18 protein-coding genes are annotated in these 17623 nt (G+C 61.9%); 15 read left to right on the forward strand and 3 right to left on the reverse strand.

Annotation, left to right across the window (positions count from 1 at the left end; genetic code table 11):
- Position 1: 1 nt before the first annotated feature.
- Complete coding sequence (locus tag EFQ99_RS15965; RefSeq protein WP_126921978.1) at positions 2-931, reverse strand: UDP-glucose 4-epimerase family protein; 930 nt, start codon at positions 929-931, stop codon at positions 2-4.
- A 448-nt stretch (positions 932-1379) separates the two neighbouring features.
- Here EFQ99_RS15965 and EFQ99_RS15970 point away from each other — a divergent pair, with 448 nt between their 5' ends.
- From EFQ99_RS15970 to EFQ99_RS16030, 13 genes are all read left to right on the forward strand, one after another.
- Complete coding sequence (locus EFQ99_RS15970) at positions 1380-2306, forward strand: D-alanine--D-alanine ligase (protein WP_126921979.1); 927 nt, start codon at positions 1380-1382, stop codon at positions 2304-2306.
- Entirely contained in the window at positions 2294-3226 is a 933-nt protein-coding gene (locus EFQ99_RS15975) for a cell division protein FtsQ/DivIB (RefSeq protein WP_126921980.1), read from the forward strand. The genes EFQ99_RS15970 and EFQ99_RS15975 overlap by 13 nt, the downstream gene beginning before the upstream one ends.
- Complete coding sequence (gene ftsA / locus EFQ99_RS15980; protein ID WP_126921981.1) at positions 3223-4554, forward strand: cell division protein FtsA; 1332 nt, start codon at positions 3223-3225, stop codon at positions 4552-4554. The genes EFQ99_RS15975 and ftsA overlap by 4 nt, the downstream gene beginning before the upstream one ends.
- 56 nt (positions 4555-4610) lie before the next feature.
- Positions 4611-6329, forward strand: coding sequence for a cell division protein FtsZ (ftsZ, locus tag EFQ99_RS15985; protein WP_126921982.1), 1719 nt, complete (start codon positions 4611-4613; stop codon positions 6327-6329).
- Positions 6330-6589: 260 nt separating this feature from the next.
- Complete coding sequence (lpxC, locus tag EFQ99_RS15990) at positions 6590-7546, forward strand: UDP-3-O-acyl-N-acetylglucosamine deacetylase (RefSeq protein ID WP_126921983.1); 957 nt, start codon at positions 6590-6592, stop codon at positions 7544-7546.
- A gap of 318 nt (positions 7547-7864) precedes the next feature.
- A complete protein-coding gene (locus tag EFQ99_RS15995; protein WP_208722769.1) occupies positions 7865-8734 on the forward strand; it encodes an outer membrane protein assembly factor BamD in 870 nt (289 codons plus the stop codon).
- Between the two features lie 5 nt (positions 8735-8739).
- Positions 8740-10413, forward strand: a complete 1674-nt coding sequence (recN, locus tag EFQ99_RS16000) for a DNA repair protein RecN (protein WP_126921985.1) — start codon at positions 8740-8742, stop codon at positions 10411-10413.
- Positions 10414-10490: 77 nt separating this feature from the next.
- Positions 10491-11018: a DUF6886 family protein gene (locus tag EFQ99_RS16005; RefSeq protein ID WP_126921986.1), complete on the forward strand. Its 528-nt coding sequence runs from the start codon at positions 10491-10493 to the stop codon at positions 11016-11018.
- A 94-nt stretch (positions 11019-11112) separates the two neighbouring features.
- Positions 11113-11400: a type II toxin-antitoxin system TacA family antitoxin gene (locus EFQ99_RS16010; protein ID WP_126921987.1), complete on the forward strand. Its 288-nt coding sequence runs from the start codon at positions 11113-11115 to the stop codon at positions 11398-11400.
- Entirely contained in the window at positions 11397-11897 is a 501-nt protein-coding gene (locus EFQ99_RS16015) for a GNAT family N-acetyltransferase (RefSeq protein WP_126921988.1), read from the forward strand. Before EFQ99_RS16010 ends, EFQ99_RS16015 begins: the two co-directional genes overlap by 4 nt.
- Positions 11898-12049: 152 nt before the next feature.
- Positions 12050-14206: an NAD-dependent DNA ligase LigA gene (gene ligA, locus EFQ99_RS16020; RefSeq protein ID WP_126921989.1), complete on the forward strand. Its 2157-nt coding sequence runs from the start codon at positions 12050-12052 to the stop codon at positions 14204-14206.
- A gap of 41 nt (positions 14207-14247) precedes the next feature.
- Positions 14248-14544 carry a type II toxin-antitoxin system HigB family toxin gene (locus tag EFQ99_RS16025; protein ID WP_126921990.1) on the forward strand — a complete coding sequence of 99 codons (297 nt, stop codon included), beginning with the start codon at positions 14248-14250 and terminating at the stop codon, positions 14542-14544.
- Positions 14544-14921, forward strand: coding sequence for a helix-turn-helix domain-containing protein (locus tag EFQ99_RS16030; protein WP_126921991.1), 378 nt, complete (start codon positions 14544-14546; stop codon positions 14919-14921). The genes EFQ99_RS16025 and EFQ99_RS16030 overlap by 1 nt, the downstream gene beginning before the upstream one ends.
- Here the strand turns inward: EFQ99_RS16030 and EFQ99_RS16035 are convergent.
- A complete protein-coding gene (locus EFQ99_RS16035) occupies positions 14918-15454 on the reverse strand; it encodes a GNAT family N-acetyltransferase (protein ID WP_126921992.1) in 537 nt (178 codons plus the stop codon). The genes EFQ99_RS16030 and EFQ99_RS16035 overlap by 4 nt on opposite strands.
- A gap of 271 nt (positions 15455-15725) precedes the next feature.
- Between EFQ99_RS16035 and EFQ99_RS16040 the strand changes: the two genes are divergently transcribed.
- Together EFQ99_RS16040 and EFQ99_RS16045 are read left to right on the forward strand one after the other, a co-directional pair.
- Positions 15726-16316 carry a 3'-5' exonuclease gene (locus EFQ99_RS16040; protein ID WP_126921993.1) on the forward strand — a complete coding sequence of 197 codons (591 nt, stop codon included), beginning with the start codon at positions 15726-15728 and terminating at the stop codon, positions 16314-16316.
- Between the two features lie 74 nt (positions 16317-16390).
- Positions 16391-16882 carry a CreA family protein gene (locus EFQ99_RS16045; protein WP_126921994.1) on the forward strand — a complete coding sequence of 164 codons (492 nt, stop codon included), beginning with the start codon at positions 16391-16393 and terminating at the stop codon, positions 16880-16882.
- Between the two features lie 271 nt (positions 16883-17153).
- Here EFQ99_RS16045 and EFQ99_RS16050 read toward each other — a convergent pair whose 3' ends face one another.
- Positions 17154-17621, reverse strand: coding sequence for a chemotaxis protein CheW (locus EFQ99_RS16050; RefSeq protein ID WP_004668786.1), 468 nt, complete (start codon positions 17619-17621; stop codon positions 17154-17156).
- Positions 17622-17623 lie beyond the last annotated feature (2 nt).

Below are 17623 nucleotides of genomic sequence, written 5' to 3' on the forward strand. Positions count from 1 at the left end.
CCTACTTCACCGCAAGCTTCAGGCCTTCGCGCGGCGTGACGACGGGCGACCAGCCCAGAACGTCGCGAGCGTGGGATATGTCGACCTGCAGCGAGCCGCAAAGGCGCTGATAGACGGCTTCCTTCCCCACAGCCTTAGCAGCCATGTGCAGCACTGCCGGTGGGAAGGGAAGCAGCACCGGCTTGACGCCCAGCCCCGCGGCAATTCCTTCGATGAGTTCGGGCGTTGAAAGGTCCTTCCCATCTCCGGCAAGGAAAGTCTCGCCTGCGGCGGCGGGATGCGCCATGCAAGTGATGATCAGGTCGATAAGATTTTGTACCGCGACCAAGGTGCGGCGGTTCTTCAGCGAAGAGAAGGGGAGAGGCAGTCTTTTACTGACAAGGCTGACGAGCAGGGCGAAGTTGCCCCTTGCGCCCGGGCCGTAGACCAGCGGCGGGCGGATGATGACCGTTTCCATGCCCGTGCGAGCGGCGATGTCGCGTAAGCCGATCTCGCATTCCAGCTTCGAAATGCCGTAGGGATCGATGGGTCTCGGCGTGTCGTCGTGCCGGAATGGCCGATCGTTCTCTTCCCCATTGACCTTGATGGTGCTGATGAAGACGAACCTTTTAACGCCTGCGCGGGCGGCTTGTTCGGCGAGATTCAACGTGGCGGCAGTGTTGGTTCGGCGGAATTCCGCAAGCGGGTCGGCCGCTCGGTCGTTCATGATGTGAACGCGGGCGGCGAGATGGACGATGATATCCACGCCCTGAAGAGCCGGCGTCCAGTCGGTCCTATCGGTTATTTCGATCGGAAAATGCCTGACATCAGGCGGAAAGGCGGAGGTCTGGGATCTCGTGGTGACCACAAGGTCGCAATTCTTCTCTGCCTGCAGCCGTTTGACAAGCGGACCACCGACGAAGCCGGCAGCGCCGGTGACGAGGCATCGCATGATCTTCTCCTTACTCACCCATGCGCGCCTTCGCTAGCCGGAAGTGATATCGGCATCAATAGAAAACGGCGACGGCCGGGTGCTGCGGCTCTCCGCATTAATCAAATCGAGGTGCTGGCTGCTGCCTCACTGTTGCCGGTCTCCGGCTGCGAGATGTCGCCAGACTCCTATGCTGATTCCCTCGCAGATGAGCGCGATTCGATATGTCGTTGAACCGATGGGTTTTTTCGTTTCCGCCCAGGTTCATTTCCGGGCGGCGAGGGAATGGCTGCGCAGTGGGCAAAAGGTAAACGGCCGCGAAGTTCCAGGCAAAGAGTTAACGAAAGTAAACACTTCATTAACCATAATGATGGTCTAATGCACGCAGGTCGGACAAAGGCCCGAAACGGCGCAGACAGCTTCGCGCAAGCGTCGATTTCGAAAATGGAAGTTATTTTTGGGGGTGTTGATGAGTCGCAAGCATGTCGCTGTCCTGATGGGCGGATTTTCCTCGGAGAGGCCTGTCAGCCTGTCCTCGGGAAATGCTTGCGCAGATGCCCTCGAAGCGGAAGGTTTCCAGGTGACGCGCATCGACGTTGCCCGTGATGTTTCCGAGAAGCTCGCCGCGCTGAAGCCCGACGTGGTCTTCAATGCGCTTCATGGGCCGTTCGGCGAGGACGGCACCATTCAGGGCATCCTCGAATATCTCGAGATCCCCTATACGCATTCCGGCGTGCTTGCCTCGGCGCTGGCGATGGACAAGGACAAGGCGAAGCTCGTTGCCGCCGCCGCCGGCATTCCGGTGGCCGAATCGCAGGTGATCAATCGTTTCGCCTTTCCCTCGACCCATCCGATGAAGCCACCCTATGTGGTGAAGCCAGTGCGTGAGGGGTCGAGCTTCGGCGTCGTCATCGTTACGGAAGATCAGACGCATCCGCCGCAGGTCGTGAGTTCCCCCGGGTGGCGCTACGGCGAAGAGGTTCTCGTCGAGCGTTATGTCTACGGCCGCGAACTCACCTGTGGCGTCATGGGCGAGACTCCCCTTGGTGTCACGGAGGTGGTGCCGCAGGGACACAATTTTTATGATTACGACTCCAAGTACGCGGCGGGCGGTTCAAAACACGTCATCCCGGCGAAAATTTCACCGAATATTTACCAAAAAATACAAACATTGGCCCTAAGGGCGCATCAGGCAATTGGTTGCCGCGGCGTCAGTCGGTCCGACTTTCGTTACGACGATCGTTTCTCCGAAGACGGCGAAATCATCTGGCTGGAAGTCAATACCCAGCCCGGCATGACTCCAACCTCGCTCGTGCCCGAAATGGCCGGTCATGCCGGCTATTCATTTGGTCAGTTTCTCCGGTGGATGGTGGAGGACGCGTCTTGTTTGCGTTGACGGTCAAGAGGATTGGGCGCCCCAGCCATCATGCCGTGCTTCCGATGGTGGAAGCCGAGGAGCGGTTCGTGCTGCCGCGTCCGCTGCGCCGAGTCACCCGTTTCCTGATCAGCCTCGGCAGCGGCCGCATCTATATTCCTGCTCATACGGGCACGGTTTCAGCGCTCGCATTTCTGGCTGCGACCGGCCTCTACGGCATGTCGCTCGGCGGGCACACGGAAGTGGTCGCGCAGGCGACGACCACGGCTGCCGGTTTTGCGATCGAGGACGTGAAGGTTTCCGGCAATTCCGAAACCTCCGAAATCGACATCCTGCAGCTGATCGGCCTTGACGGCACGACTTCGCTGGTCGCGCTCGACGTCGATGCGGCCCGGCAGAAGATATCGCACCTTCCCTGGGTCGAGAGTGTCGAAGTTCGCAAGGTCTATCCCAAGACGATCGAGGTGAAGCTCAAGGAGCGCCAGGCCTATGCGATCTGGCAGCACGGGCAGGAGCTTTCGCTGATCGAGAAGAACGGCAGCGTCATAGCGCCGCTGCGCGACAACAAGTTTTCGTCGCTGCCGCTCGTCGTCGGTCGCGATGCGGAAACGGCGGCAGCCTCGCTCGATGACGCCTTCTCGAAGTGGCCTGACGTGAAGGCCCGGGTGAAGGCCTATGTCTGGATATCTGGGCGTCGCTGGGACCTGCACATGGACAACGGCGTCGTCGTCAAGCTGCCGGAAGACGGCATCGATCAGGCGCTAGCGACGCTTTCGAAATTTGACAAGCAGCACCAGCTCCTCGAGCGGGATATCGCCGCCGTCGATCTGAGATTGCCTGACAGGACCGCAATCCAGCTGACGCCGGAAGCGGCGGTCCGCAGGCAGACGGCAGTGACTGAGCGTACAAAAGAATTGAAGAAGGCGGGGCAGAGTATATGAGCTTGTTCGGTTCATCCCATTTCGGATTGCCGCGCCTGAAGCCGCTTTCATCGAAGCGGTCGCATGTCGTTTCGGTGCTCGACATCGGCTCGACCAAGGTCGTCTGCATGATCGGCCGGCTGACGCCGCGCGAGGAAAGCCAGGTTCTGCCCGGCCGCACGCATAATATCGAGGTCATCGGTATCGGCCATCAGCGCTCCCGCGGCATCAAGACCGGCGTCATCGCCGATCTCGATGCGCTGGAAGGCGTCATCCGTCTTGCCGTCGATGCGGCGGAGCGCATGGCGGGGCTGACCGTCGAGAGCCTGATCGTCAATCTGACGGCCGGCCGCCTCGGCAGCGACATCTATACCGCGACGATCGATCTCGGTGGCCAGGAAGTCGAACTCAACGACCTGAAGAAGGTGCTGTCGGCCGCCTGCCAGCAGTCGCTGCGCCAGGATCGCTCGGTGCTGCATTCGCTGGCGACCGGCTTCTCGCTCGACGGCGAGCGCGGCATTCGCGATCCGCTGGCGATGTACGGCGACGCGCTCGGTGTCGACATGCATGTCGTCACCGCGGAGCGCTCGGCGCTGAAGAATCTCGAGCTCAGCGTCAACCGCGCGCATCTGTCGGTCGAGGGCATCGTCGCGACGCCTTATGCCTCGGGCCTTGCCGCTCTCGTCGACGACGAGGTTGAACTCGGCTGCGCTGCGATCGACATGGGCGGCGGCACGACGACGATTTCGGTCTTTGCCGAGGGCAAGCTGGTTCACACCGATGCCGTCGGTCTCGGCGGTCATCATGTGACGACGGATCTGGCGCGCGGCCTTTCGACCCGCATCGAGGATGCGGAGCGGCTGAAGGTCGTGCATGCCTCCGCACTTCTGAATTCCTCCGACGAGCGTGAACTGATCTCGATCCCGCCGATCGGCGAAGACGATCGCGACCAGCCGTCGCAGGTGCCGCGGGCACTCGTTTCGCGCATCGTGTCTGCCCGTATCGAAGAGACGATGGAACTGATCCGCGACCGTATCCAGCGCTCCGGCTTCAGCCCGATCGTCGGCAAGCGCGTCGTGCTGACCGGGGGCGCGAGCCAGTTGACCGGCCTTGCCGAAGTGGCTCGGCGCATCCTTGCCCGCAATGTCCGCATCGGCCGCCCGATGGGCGTCTCGGGACTGCCGACGGCGGCCAAGGGCCCGGCCTTTTCGACGGCCGTCGGCCTGATGATCTATCCGCAGGTCGCGGACATGGAGACACATGCGTCACAGAGCGGTCTGCTCATGTCGCTTGGAGGAAATAACAGCCGCATAGCCCGCATGGGCCAGTGGCTGAAGGAAAGCTTCTGAATTTTAAGTAATTGGCCGGCGTGGCGATGCGGCCAGAGAGAGAAGGAACAGGTACCATGACCATCAAGCTGCAAAAGCCTGACATCACAGAGCTGAAGCCGCGCATCACCGTGTTCGGCGTTGGTGGCGGTGGCGGCAACGCCGTCAACAACATGATCACCGCTGGTCTCCAGGGCGTCGACTTCGTCGTCGCCAACACGGATGCGCAGGCGCTGACGATGACGAAGGCCGAGCGTATCATCCAGCTCGGCGTCAACGTCACCGAAGGCCTCGGCGCCGGCTCGCAGCCGGAAGTCGGCCGCGCGGCCGCCGAAGAGTGCATCGATGAGATCGTCGATCACCTGAACGGCACGCATATGTGCTTCGTCACCGCCGGCATGGGCGGCGGCACCGGTACGGGCGCTGCTCCTGTCGTCGCACAGGCCGCCCGCAACAAGGGCATCCTGACGGTCGGCGTAGTCACCAAGCCGTTCCACTTCGAAGGCGGGCGCCGCATGCGGCTGGCCGAGATGGGCATCCAGGAACTGCAGAAGTCTGTCGACACCCTGATCGTCATTCCGAACCAGAACCTCTTCCGCATTGCCAACGACAAGACGACCTTTGCAGACGCCTTCGCCATGGCCGACCAGGTTCTCTACTCGGGTGTCGCCTGCATCACCGACCTGATGGTGAAGGAAGGCCTCATCAACCTCGACTTCGCCGACGTCCGTTCGGTGATGCGCGAGATGGGCCGCGCGATGATGGGCACCGGCGAAGCCTCCGGCTCCGGCCGCGCGCTGCAGGCGGCCGAAGCGGCAATCGCCAACCCGCTGCTCGACGAAACCTCGATGAAGGGCGCGCAAGGCCTGCTGATCTCGATCACCGGCGGTCGTGACCTCACCCTCTTCGAAGTCGATGAAGCCGCGACCCGCATCCGCGAGGAAGTCGATCCGGACGCCAACATCATCCTCGGCGCCACGTTCGACGAATCGCTCGAAGGCATCATCCGCGTCTCGGTCGTCGCGACCGGCATCGACCGGGCGATCAGCGAAGCGGCCGAGCGTAACTTCCAGCCGGTTGCAAAGCCCGCTATCCGTCCTTCCGCGGCTGTTGCTCCGGCAGCGGCCGCAGTTCAGCCTGCCCCCGTCATGCAGGCGCCGAAGGCCCTTGATCCGATCGCGCAGACTATCCGCGCAGCCGAGATGGAACGCGAGCTCGAGATTCCGGCCCCGCGTGCCGCCGCACCGCTCCAGCAGCCGGTTGCACAGCAGGAAACCTTCCGTCCGCAGAGCAAGATCTTCGCGCCTGCACCGGAAGCTCCGGCAATGCGTCCCGCACCGGTGCAGCAGGCTCCGGCCCCGGTCATGAGCCAGCCGGTGATGAGCCAGCCGGTCGTCCAGCAGCAGCCGGTCCGTCAGGAGCCGATCATCCGCCAGGCGCCGGAACCGATGCGCATGCCGAAGGTCGAGGATTTCCCGCCGGTTGTTCAGGCCGAACTCGACCACCGCACGCAGCCGGCTTCGGCGCATCAGCAGGAAGAGCGCGGTCCGATGGGCCTGCTCAAGCGAATCACCAATTCGCTTGGCCGCCGTGACGACGAGGCCGTCGCCTCCGACATGACCGCCGCTCCGGCGGCCGCTTCGCAGCAGCGTCGTCCGCTGTCGCCGGAGGCAAGCCTCTACGCTCCGCGTCGCGGCAGCCTCGACGACCAGGGCCGCGCGGTTCCGCAGGCGCGCATGATGCAGGAAGACGACCAGCTGGAAATCCCGGCATTCCTGCGCCGCCAGTCGAACTGAGGCGGATTTCCGCACCGTTCATGCCCGGGATCAAGGTCCCGGGCATTTGCGTTTTTCTGGCTCAAATTCCTGAGCGATTTCAACTGTATGACTTCGTAACAAAGCGAAAGAAACAGTGATTTGGATTGGAGCGCCGACGCACGTAAGTATGGTGCAAGGAAACTGCCCTAGGAGACCCTATCAGAGGCTCCTTTTGCAGAATGAATGAAAACCGCGCCGTGGGACAAGCTACTGGAGCGGAAGAATAAAAGGCAGAATTTATGGCGATTGGCTTGCTGGGTTTTCAAACGACGGTATCGCGTCCCGTGACGCTCACGGGCACGGGAGTCCATTCGGGCGCAGAAGTCTCGATCACCCTGAACCCGGCCGAATCGGACACCGGCGTCGTTTTCCAGCGCCTGCATGACAATGGCGACGTTACCGAACTCAAGGCCGTCTCCTCGCAGGTCGGCAATACAGACCTCTGCACCGTGCTCGGCTTCTCGCCCGCCCATTCGGTCGCGACGATCGAACATGTGATGGCCGCCATCTATGCGCTTGGCCTCGACAATGTGGTGATCGAAGTGCAGGGCGCCGAAATGCCGATCATGGACGGCAGCTCGCTGCCCTTCGTCGAAGCCATCGAACAGGCCGGTCTCGTCTCTCTTGGCGTCAAGCGCCGCTATATCCGTATCACCAAGCCAGTGCGAATCGAGCACGGCGGCTCCTGGAGCGAATTCCGCCCCTATGACGGCACGCGATTCGAAGTCGAGATCGATTTCGAATGCCCGCTGATCGGCCGGCAGAAGTGGGCCGGCGACATGAGCGCTTCCGTCTTCAAGACCGAGCTCTCCCGCGCCCGCACCTTCGGTTTCATGCGCGACGTCGAGCGTCTCTGGGCATCGGGCCATGCGCTCGGCTCCTCGCTCGAAAACTCCGTCGTCATCTCTGACGACAATACCGTCATCAACATCGAAGGGCTGCGTTACGCCAAGGATGAATTCGTGCGCCACAAGACGCTCGATGCCGTCGGCGATCTGGCGCTTGCCGGCGCCCAGTTCATCGGCTGCTATCGTTCCTATCGCGGCGGCCACAAGATGAATGCCAATGCCCTGAAGGCGCTGCTCAGCGATCCCACCGCCTATGAGGTCGTGGAAACGTCGACGCCGCGCCAGCGCGTCGCCGCCCGCGAAATGATCGCAGTCAGCGCGTCGGAATTCGCTCCCTGGTCGGCATGACCTCCAGCATATTTTTAAGACCAGGCCGCCTCTTTCCCGGGGGCGGTTTTTTTTATGTGCCGATGCGTTCGCGGCGACAGGTCTGGTTCCGGGCGTTTCATTTTAGGAATGGCGCATGAATCCATCGCGCTGTTCGGCATCATGGTTTCGCTGCCACAGATCGGCAAAGAAGATGAAAAGCCGGGCATTCCGGCGGCCGCTGCCACAAAAATGCGTTAATGCCTTATCATTGCGTTGCTCTTGATGCACATTTATGGCTAGAAACGCCAGCAAGGCGTGGCTGCCGTGGAGAGAGCGGCGGTAGTGGGGTTCTTTTGAATGGGTTATGCAGGATCTGAAGGTATGATGAAGACAGCGCGCGCTTTGTTGGCATCGCTTCTGGTGCTCAGCGCAGGCGCCTCGATATCCGGCTGCCAGTCGGACCCCGATATCGACATCACCAAGCTCGGTCTCGAAACCGATCCGCCTGACGTGCTCTATACCCAGGGCCTCGCCAACATGAAGGCCGGCAACATGGCGGAAGCGGCGCGCAAGTTCGATGCGATCGACCGCGAGAACCCGTTCTCTGAATGGGCGCGCAAGGCACTCGTGATGAGCACCTTCGTCAAATTCCGTCAGGGCCGCCTGGACGATGCGCTTGCATCAGGCAACCGCTACATGTCGCAATATCCGAAGTCCCCCGATGCCGCCTACGTGCAGTATCTCATCGGTCTTACCTATTCCAAGCAGATCGTCGACGTAACCCAGGACCAGCGCGCCTCGGCCAAGACGATGGAAGCGATGCAGGCCGTCATCGACAATTATCCGAACTCCGAATATGTCGACGACGCACAGGCCAAGATCCGCTTCGCCCGCGATCAGCTGGCCGGCAAGGAAATGCAGATCGGCCGCTATTACATGGAGCGGAAGGAATATCTCGCCGCGGTCTCGCGCTTCCGCATCGTCGTCGAGAAATATCCGAGCACGAACCAGATCGAAGAGGCCTTGGCGCGTCTCGTCGAAGCCTATTACGCGATGGGCATCGTCGATGAGGCGCAGACGGCGGCTGCCGTTCTCGGCCACAATTATCCCGACAGCCAGTGGTACGCCGATTCCTACAAGCTGCTGCAGACCGGTGGCGCCGAGCCGCGTGAAAACAAGGGCTCGTGGATCGCGGCGGCAGGCAAGAAACTCCTGCTCGGTTCATAAGACCAATGCTGATCCAGCTTTCGATCCGCGATATCGTCCTGATCGAGCGGCTGGATCTTGCCTTCGAGACCGGTCTTTCCGTGCTGACGGGCGAGACCGGGGCGGGCAAATCCATCCTGCTCGACAGCCTGTCGCTGGCGCTCGGCGGACGCGGCGACGGAGGCCTGGTGCGCCATGGCGAGGACAAGGGCCAGGTGACGGCCGTCTTCGACGTCGGCATGGATCACGGCGCCCGCGCGCTGCTGCGTGAAAATGGCATCGACGACGAGGGCGACCTGATTTTCCGCCGCCAGCAATCGGCGGACGGGCGCACCAAAGCCTATGTCAACGACCAGCCCGTCAGCGTGCAGCTGATGCGCCAGGCCGGCCAGATGCTGGTCGAGATCCACGGCCAGCACGACGACCGCGCCCTTGTCGACACCAACGCCCATCGCACCCTGCTCGATGCCTTCGCCGGCCTCACCGACGAGGTTTTAGAGGTTTCCGGGCTATACCGCTCGTGGCGCGACAGCGAACGGACGCTGAAGAAACATCGCGAGAAGGTGGAAAGTGCCGCGCGCGAAGCCGATTACCTCCGCTCCTCCGTCGAGGAGCTGGAGAAGCTCTCGCCGCAGGATGGCGAGGAAGACGAGCTCGCGGACCGCCGACAGAAGATGATGAAGGCCGAGCGGATCGCCGGCGATATTGCCGAGGCGTCCGAATTTCTGAACGGCAATGCCTCGCCGGTGCCCCACATTGCCTCGCTGGTGCGCCGGCTGGAGCGCAAGAGCCATGAGGCGCCGGGACTGCTCGAAGAGACTGTGACGCTGCTCGATGTGGCGCTCGACCAGCTTTCCAACGCGCAGATGGAAGTCGAGACGGCGCTGCGCAAGACAGAATACAATCCCCGCGAGCTGGAGCGGGTGGAGGAGCGGCTTTTTGCGCTGAGGGCCGCCTCGCGCAAATATTCCGTGCCCGTCACCGAGCTGCCGGCGCTTGCCGTGCGCATGATTTCCGATCTTGCCGATCTCGACGCCGGCGAGGAGAGGCTTGCGCGGCTCCAAGCCGAAGTCGGGCAGGCGCGCGAGAGTTACGACGCGGCGGCGCGCGCGCTGTCCGACAAGCGTCACCATGCCGGCACGGCGCTGGCTGCGGCCGTCATGGCCGAGCTGCCGGCGCTGAAGCTCGAACGCGCCCGCTTCATGGTGGAGATCACCACGGATGCGGGAGAGGCGCTCGCCGAAGGCATCGACGTCGTCGAATTCCACGTCCAGACCAATCCCGGCACACGGCCGGGCTCGATCATGAAGGTCGCCTCCGGCGGCGAGCTGTCGCGCTTCCTGCTGGCGCTGAAGGTAGCGCTTGCCGATCGCGGATCCGCCCCGACGCTCGTCTTCGACGAAATCGACACCGGCGTCGGTGGCGCGGTGGCCGATGCGATCGGCCAGCGGCTGAAGCGGCTCTCCGAGCGGGTGCAGGTGCTGTCCGTCACCCATGCGCCGCAGGTCGCAGCCCGGGCGGCGACGCACCTCTTGATCTCCAAGGGGCCAGCGGCCGACGGCTCCGAAAAGATCGCCACCCGCGTTGCGACGATGGCGCAGAAGGACCGCACCGAAGAGATCGCCCGCATGCTCGCCGGGGCTTCGGTGACGGAGGAGGCGAGGGCAGCGGCGAAGCGGCTGCTGGCAGGTAACGGCTGATTTCCGGCGCCGCCGGCGGTGACGAGCGTCTCGCTTGGCGCTATCCGTAACATTCCGATCAGCGACGATCCGTTGCCATGCGCCTTTTCCATTTCAGCGATGATCCCGATATTGCGGCGTTCGAGCCGCGCCCAGTCCGCATGCCCTCGATGCGCCCGCGAAGCCGGGAATGGCTGAACGGTCCGCTGGTCTGGGCAATCGATGGCGAACATGACTTCATGTATCTCTTTCCGCGCGACTGTCCGCGCATCCTGATATGGGCGACACCCGATACGCCGGCGGCCGAGCGGCGGCAGTGGCTCGGGGATATCAGGGCTGCGGCCTATGTCGAGCGTCATTGGATGGAAAGGCTTAAAGCGGAGACGATCCATCGCTACGAGTTGCCCGCCGAGGGTTTCCAGGATCTCGGCGATGCAGGCATGTGGGTGGCCCGCGGGCGCGTCGTCCCCATCGAGCGCACCGCCATTTCACGGCTCGACCGGGAATTTGCGCCGCGCGGGGTGGAGCTTCGAGTGGTCGACAGCCTCCGGCCGCTGAAGAGCCTCTGGGACACGGGCCTCCATGTCAGCGGCATCCGGTTGCGCAATGCGCGAGATTGGGAGTAGACGGGGCGGGAACGGCCAGCCGCGGTTCCGATGTCCGAACTTATCTTGCCATTGTCCGGTATTTTGCCGTACAGTATAGGTAAGGAGAAAACCCATGCCTCAGCAAAACAGCCGCACGACCCGACTGGAAGCTCGCATCAGTCCCGAGGCGCTGGCGATCGTCAAGCGTGCTGCCGAGATGGAGGGCCGCAGCCTGAGCGATTTCGTCGTCTCTGCGGCACAAGACGCGGCGCGGCGGACGATCGAGGAGAACCAGCTTATTCGTCTGTCGATTGAGGATCAGGCGCGTTTTGTCGATATGCTGCTCGATCCGCCAGAGCCGGCGGATGCCCTCAAACGCGCCAAGACTGCCCACAGCGCCCTGATCGTGAAAGCGCAGTGACGGTGCAATTCATAATCGAGGCCTTGAATTCCGGGCATGACCGCAAGAGCTTTGCTTGTGGCGTTTTCGTACTGGACCGGTATTTGAAGGAGCAGGCAGGGCAAGATATCAAACGCCGCGCCGCCCTTTGCTATGTCTCCCGCCCGGAAGGTTCCACCCGTATTGCCGGATATTATACCCTTTCGGCCGGAGATGTGGCGTTGAAGGATATTCCCGAAGATAAGGCCCGCCGTCTCCCGCCTTACCCGGCCATTCCCGTTGCACGGATCGGACGCCTGGCGATCGATAAAGACTTTCAGGGTAAGCGGCTCGGGGCAGCCTTGCTATGGGACGCCGCCAATCGCGCCTTGCGTTCGGAATTGGGCGTTTTTGCATTGGCCGTGGACGCGAAAGATGAACAGGCCGCCGCCTTCTACCGGCATTTCGGATTTATCGCTTTCGAAACGAAGCCCTTGCAGCTTTTCCTCCCGTTGGCGACCGTGGCGAAATCGCTCTGATCTTCCGTGTCATTCCGGATGCGCCGATTTCGAGCGGCGCGTCCCCGCGCGAGCTTGCAGTGAAAGTGGATCGCGCCGCCTCTCTTTTCATCCGGCAATTTTGCTCTAAAAACAATGCAGATTTCTGGCCAGATTCTCTGGAGTGATGTTTCATGTCCATCGAAGGTTCCACCGTCGACACGTTGACGATCGAAGAGGCTGCCGCCGAGCTCGAACGGCTGGCGAAGGAGATTGCGCATCACGATGCGCTCTACCACGGCAAGGACCAGCCGGAGATTTCGGATGCCGATTACGATGCGCTGAAGCGCCGCAACGATGCGATCGAGGCGCGCTTTCCGGAGCTGATCCGTGAGGACAGCCCGTCACGGCATGTCGGCGCCGCGCCCTCCGTCACCTTCGCGCCGGTCGTTCATGCGCGGCCGATGCTGTCGCTCGACAATACCTTCTCGCAGGAAGATGTGCAGGATTTCGTCGCCGGCGTCTATCGCTTCCTCGGCCGCCTGCCGGACCAGTCGATCGCCTTTACCGCCGAGCCGAAGATCGATGGTCTCTCGATGTCGATCCGTTATGAAAACGGCAGGCTCACGACGGCTGCCACGCGCGGCGACGGCACGACGGGGGAAAACGTCACCGCCAATATCCGAACCATCGCTGAGATCCCCACCGAGTTGCCGAAGGGCGTTCCCTCGGTCGTCGAGATCCGCGGCGAGGTCTATATGGCCAAGAGCGACTTCCTGGCGCTGAACCGGCAGATGGAGGCGGAGGGAAAACAGACTTACGTCAACCCGCGCAACACCGCCGCCGGGTCGCTGCGCCAGCTCGACGCCAAGGTGACGGCGAGCCGCAAGCTGAAATTCTTCGCCTATGCCTGGGGCGAAATCTCGGAAATGCCGGCCGATACGCAGTTTGCCATGGTGCAGACCTTCAAAGACTGGGGATTTCCAGTCAATCCGCTGATGAAGCGGCTGAATTCTGTCGCCGATATTCTTGCTCATTACGACGAGATCGGTCTTGAGCGCCCGGATCTCGATTACGACATCGACGGCGTCGTCTACAAGGTCGACAGTCTCGAGCTGCAAGGCCGTCTCGGCTTCCGCTCGCGTAGCCCACGCTGGGCGACGGCGCATAAATTCCCGGCGGAGCAGGCCTTTACCGAAGTCGAGAAGATCGAGATCCAGGTCGGCCGCACCGGCGCTCTGACGCCGGTGGCGCGGCTGAAGCCGATCACGGTCGGCGGTGTGGTCGTCACCAACGCGACGCTGCACAACGAGGATTACATCAAGGGCATCGGCAATGGCGGCGAGCGCATCCGGCCGGAGGATCACGATATCCGCGAGGGCGATACCGTCATCGTCCAGCGCGCCGGCGACGTCATTCCGCAGATCCTCGATGTGGTGATGGAGAAGCGCCTGGCCGAGGCGAAGCCTTATGAATTCCCGAAGACCTGCCCGGTCTGCGGTTCGCATGCCGTGCGGGAGGTCAACGAGAAGACTGGCAAGATGGATTCCGTGCGCCGCTGCACCGGCGGCTTCATCTGCCGGGCACAGGCGACCGAGCATCTGAAGCACTTCGTCTCGCGCAACGCCTCCGATATCGAGGGGCTCGGCTCGAAACAGATCGACTTCTTCTTCGAAAACGAGGACCCGTCGCTGCAGATCCGCACGGCGCCCGAAATCTTCACGCTGGAGAAGCGCCAGCAGCAATCGATCACCAAGTTGGAAAATATCGACGGTTTCGGCAAGGTCAGCGTCGGCAAGCTCTACGGGGCGATCAACGAGCGGCGCAGCATCGCGCTCCATCGCTTCATCTACGCGCTCGGCATCCGCCATGTCGGCGAGACCACGGCGAAGCTCTTGGCGCGCACCTACGGCACCTATGAGGCCTTTGCGACTGTCATGAAGGAGGCCGCACCGCTTTCAGGCGATGCCTGGAGCGATCTGAACGCCATCGAGGGCATCGGCGAGGTCGTGGCGCGCGCCATGGTCGAATTCTACAAGGAGCCGCGCAATATCGAGGTGATCGGCCGCCTGCTGGACGAGGTGACGCCCGAGGAGGCCGAACAGCCGGTCACGTCAGGCAGTCCGGTCGCCGGCAAGACGGTGGTCTTCACCGGTTCGCTGGAAAAATTCACCCGCGACGAGGCGAAGGCGAGGGCTGAAAGCCTCGGCGCCAAGGTAGCGGGATCGGTCTCGAAAAAGACCGACTTTGTCGTCGCCGGCCCCGGCGCCGGCTCCAAGCTCGACAAGGCGCGTGAGCTCGGCGTCCAGACGATGGACGAGGACGAGTGGCTGGCGCTGATTGGCGGGTGACTGATGCTTGATTTGTTCCCGTATTGGGAATATGCTTCTCCATGCAGGTGATCGCCAAATCGACATTGCGTGCGTTTTGGCAGTTGCACCCGCAAGCTAAAGTGCCCCTCGGTGTCTGGCACGCTGTTGTCAGCAAAGCGGAATGGGCGGGACCGGCGGATATCAAAAGGATGTTCGGTGCCAACGTGGATTTTGTCGGCGACAACAGGGTGATTTTCGATGTCGGCGGCAACAAGTATCGCCTCATCGTTCACATCGCCTATGCCTATCGGCGTGTGTTGATCAAGTTCGTCGGTACGCATGCCGAATACGACAGAATCGATCCGGAGACGGTGTAATGGACATAAGGCCGATCAGAAGCGATAGCGATCTGGAATGGGCGCTTGGCGAAGTTGCTCTCTACTTCGACAATCCGCCACCGCAAGGTTCGGTGGATGCCGACAGGTTCGACGTGCTCTCCGATCTCATTGAAGCCTATGAAAACCGGCATTTCCCTACGGTCGAACTGGAACCGGTGGATTTTCTGCATGTCTTCATGGAAATGGCTGGCCGCAGCCAGGCCGATCTCGGCGAGATCCTGGGTTCGCGCTCCCGCGCCTCGGAAATACTGCATCGCAAGCGTGCCTTGACGGTCGACATGATTTTCAAACTCAACGAGGCATGGGGCGTTCCCGCCGAATGCCTCGTCAAACCTTATCGCCTGGCCGTTGCTTAGGCTCTCAGCCGCCCCATGCTATAGGCGTCGACATACTCGCCGGCGCGGTAGCCGAATGAGCGCAGAAGCCCTTCCTTTTCGAAGCCGAACTTCTCGTAGAGCCGGATCGCAACCTCGTTGTCGGTGTAGACGGTCAATTCCAGCCGTTTGACGTCGAGCCAGTCGTCGGCGGCGTCGACCATGGCGCCGAGCAGAATTCGGCCGAAGCCGCGGCCGGTGAAGTCGTCGTGTACACCCATGCCGATGGTCGCGACGTGCTGCCTGCGGCCGGAGAGGCGATTGAGGCCGCAATTGCCGACGATCTTGTCGTTCAGGGTGACGACGAGGTCGAGCGCGCCCGGCGCCGGGTTTTCCATGTGCCTGCGGACTTCCTCGATGCGCTGGTATGGCGGCCGCAAGGTGCCGGCCCGGTAGCCAGGCAGATTGATGAGATCGGTGATCTCCTCGGCATCGGAAAGACGCACGGCACGCACGACGACGCCGTCGGGCAGGCGCGCTCGGTCGCGGGGCTTATTCTCTTTGCTGTCAGACATTGGATGCTCTCCTTGGGTTTTGAGGAGGAGAGCCGGATTTCGAAAACCCTGCTCGCCTCGGCAGGGTTCTCGGGATGATCGGACGGCTAGTGACGCACCATCGCTCCCGCGTACCCTGGAAGGGTCGTGGCGATATGATGCATGGTTGATGTCACAGAGTTGATCATGCACAAAAGTTTCCCCATTTGCGTGCAGATGTCAACAGGCCGGAATTTGCCTTCGCATGCGGCTATGATTATTCCGGTAGGGCAGACGATTCGGATATTCGCCTTTGAAGACCATCGCCATCGATTTCGAGACAGCCAATGAGCAGCGCGGCAGCGCCTGTTCGGTCGGCCTTGCCTGGATCGAGGAGGGCAGGGTGACGCGGGTTGAGGAGCGGCTCATCCGGCCGCGCGACATGCGCTTTTCCGGGATGAACATCGCAATCCATGGCATCCGGCCGGAGCATGTCGAGGACGCGCCGGAATTTCCCGAGGTGATGGACGAGTTCCACGATGATATCAGGGGCGCGACGATGATCGCCCACAATGCCGCTTTCGATTTCAGCGTCTGGCGGGCTAGCCTCGATCTTTACCGGCAATCCTATCCTGAACTGACCTATCTCTGCAGCCTGAAGATGGCGCAGCGGATCTGGCCGCATTTCCTCTCGCACCGGCTGAACCTGATCGCCGAGCATCTCGGCCTGCGCTTCAAGCACCACAACGCCGCCGAGGATGCGGCGGTCTGCGCGGCGGCCGCGATCGAGATGGCGAAAGTGGTCAAGGCCAATGCCGTGCACGCGATACCGGCGCTGATCGGCATGAAGCCCGGCCGGCTGACGGCGCAGGCCTATGAGCCCTGTACCTGCCGGAAAGGCTGATCCCTCCAAGCTTCGATTTCTTGCAAAGCATGGGGCCGTGCTTATCTAGAATGCGGATCATTCAGGGAGCCGCCATGTCCAAGCCGCGCAATCTTTTCCTCGCCGCCCTTTCTTTCGCTGCCCTTTCCGCAGGCGCCGTTTCGGCCGAAGTGGTCGGCAAGGTCGGGGTCGACTGGATCGGCAACGATATCATCGTCGAGGCGGTCTCCGATCCCGAGGTCAAGGGCGTCACCTGTCACGTCACCTATTTCGACCGCAGCCTGATCGACCGGTTCAAGAACGGCAACTGGTTCGAGGATCCGTCCAACAATTCCATCGCCTGCCGCCAGACGGGGCCGATCGAGATCGGCAATATCGATCTGTCGAAAGACGGCAGCGAAGTGTTCCGCCAGGGCATGTCGCTGATTTGGAAGACGCTGGTCGTCAACCGCATCTACGACAAGGCGAACGACACGCTGATCTATCTCGCCCATTCACGCGAGTTGACGGACGGTTCGGCGAAGATGTCGATCTCGACCATTCCGCTCTATGGGCAGAATGTGACTTGGACGAATGGTAAGCCGTAGTGGATGCAGAGCGTCTGCCCCAACTTCCCTCATCCCTGTGCCTGTCACAGGGATCCAGCGCGCCCAAGTCTTTGGGCGCAGGAAACTCTTTTCCCTAAATAGGTGAGTCATTCACCGCGCGGACGCGCGGTGGCTGGATCTCTGTGACAAGCACAGAGATGAGGGAGGAGAGGGAGTGCCCGCGGCTTAGTGAGACGGAGCCGAGTCGCGTCTCCTTTGAACAAAAGGGCCCGGACGAGCCGGGCCTTCGAATTCCAGATATCGATACCGCTCAAGCAGCCTGATTCAATTCGTCGGCAATGACCGTATCGAGGTTTAGGAAGCAGACCATGGTCTTTTCGAGCGCGACGATGCCGCGGCAGAAGGCGCGTTGGGCTTCCGGGATGATTTCCGGCGGCGGCTGCAGGTCTTCGCTCTTGATGGTCATCATGTCGGAGACCTGCTCGACCAGCAGGCCGACCAGCTTGCCGGCGATGTCGGTGACGATGATCGCCGAGCGCTCGGAGGGCTCGGTCATCTTCATGCCGAGACGGCAGGCCATGTCGATGACGGGGATGACAGCGCCGCGCAGGTTGATGAGGCCGAGCACGTAGGGCGGGGTATGCGGCATCGGCGTCACCGGCGCCCAGCCGCGGATTTCGCGGATGGCCATGATGTCGATGCAGAATTCCTGGTCGCCCAGGTGGAACGAGACGATTTCGAGATAGGCGCCCGACTGCTTGATGGCGTTGTTGTTCATGA

Source organism: Rhizobium vallis (genome assembly GCF_003985155.1).
GTDB lineage: Bacteria > Pseudomonadota > Alphaproteobacteria > Rhizobiales > Rhizobiaceae > Rhizobium > Rhizobium vallis.

Excerpts from the sequence above, each read along its gene's own strand:
- EFQ99_RS15995 (WP_208722769.1), top strand. The coding sequence starts at position 7,865 with ATGGGTTATGCAGGATCTGAAGGTATGATGAAGACAGCGCGCGCTTTG.
- EFQ99_RS16010 (WP_126921987.1), top strand. The coding sequence starts at position 11,113 with ATGCCTCAGCAAAACAGCCGCACGACCCGACTGGAAGCTCGCATCAGT.
- lpxC (WP_126921983.1), top strand. The coding sequence starts at position 6,590 with ATGGCGATTGGCTTGCTGGGTTTTCAAACGACGGTATCGCGTCCCGTG.
- EFQ99_RS16030 (WP_126921991.1), top strand. The coding sequence starts at position 14,544 with ATGGACATAAGGCCGATCAGAAGCGATAGCGATCTGGAATGGGCGCTT.
- recN (WP_126921985.1), top strand. The coding sequence starts at position 8,740 with ATGCTGATCCAGCTTTCGATCCGCGATATCGTCCTGATCGAGCGGCTG.
- ftsA (WP_126921981.1), top strand. The coding sequence starts at position 3,223 with ATGAGCTTGTTCGGTTCATCCCATTTCGGATTGCCGCGCCTGAAGCCG.
- EFQ99_RS15970 (WP_126921979.1), top strand. The coding sequence starts at position 1,380 with ATGAGTCGCAAGCATGTCGCTGTCCTGATGGGCGGATTTTCCTCGGAG.
- ftsZ (WP_126921982.1), top strand. The coding sequence starts at position 4,611 with ATGACCATCAAGCTGCAAAAGCCTGACATCACAGAGCTGAAGCCGCGC.
- EFQ99_RS16005 (WP_126921986.1), top strand. The coding sequence starts at position 10,491 with ATGCGCCTTTTCCATTTCAGCGATGATCCCGATATTGCGGCGTTCGAG.
- EFQ99_RS16045 (WP_126921994.1), top strand. The coding sequence starts at position 16,391 with ATGTCCAAGCCGCGCAATCTTTTCCTCGCCGCCCTTTCTTTCGCTGCC.
- EFQ99_RS16025 (WP_126921990.1), top strand. The coding sequence starts at position 14,248 with ATGCAGGTGATCGCCAAATCGACATTGCGTGCGTTTTGGCAGTTGCAC.
- EFQ99_RS16035 (WP_126921992.1), bottom strand. The coding sequence starts at position 15,454 with ATGTCTGACAGCAAAGAGAATAAGCCCCGCGACCGAGCGCGCCTGCCC.
- EFQ99_RS15965 (WP_126921978.1), bottom strand. The coding sequence starts at position 931 with ATGCGATGCCTCGTCACCGGCGCTGCCGGCTTCGTCGGTGGTCCGCTT.
- ligA (WP_126921989.1), top strand. The coding sequence starts at position 12,050 with ATGTCCATCGAAGGTTCCACCGTCGACACGTTGACGATCGAAGAGGCT.
- EFQ99_RS16050 (WP_004668786.1), bottom strand. The coding sequence starts at position 17,621 with ATGAACAACAACGCCATCAAGCAGTCGGGCGCCTATCTCGAAATCGTC.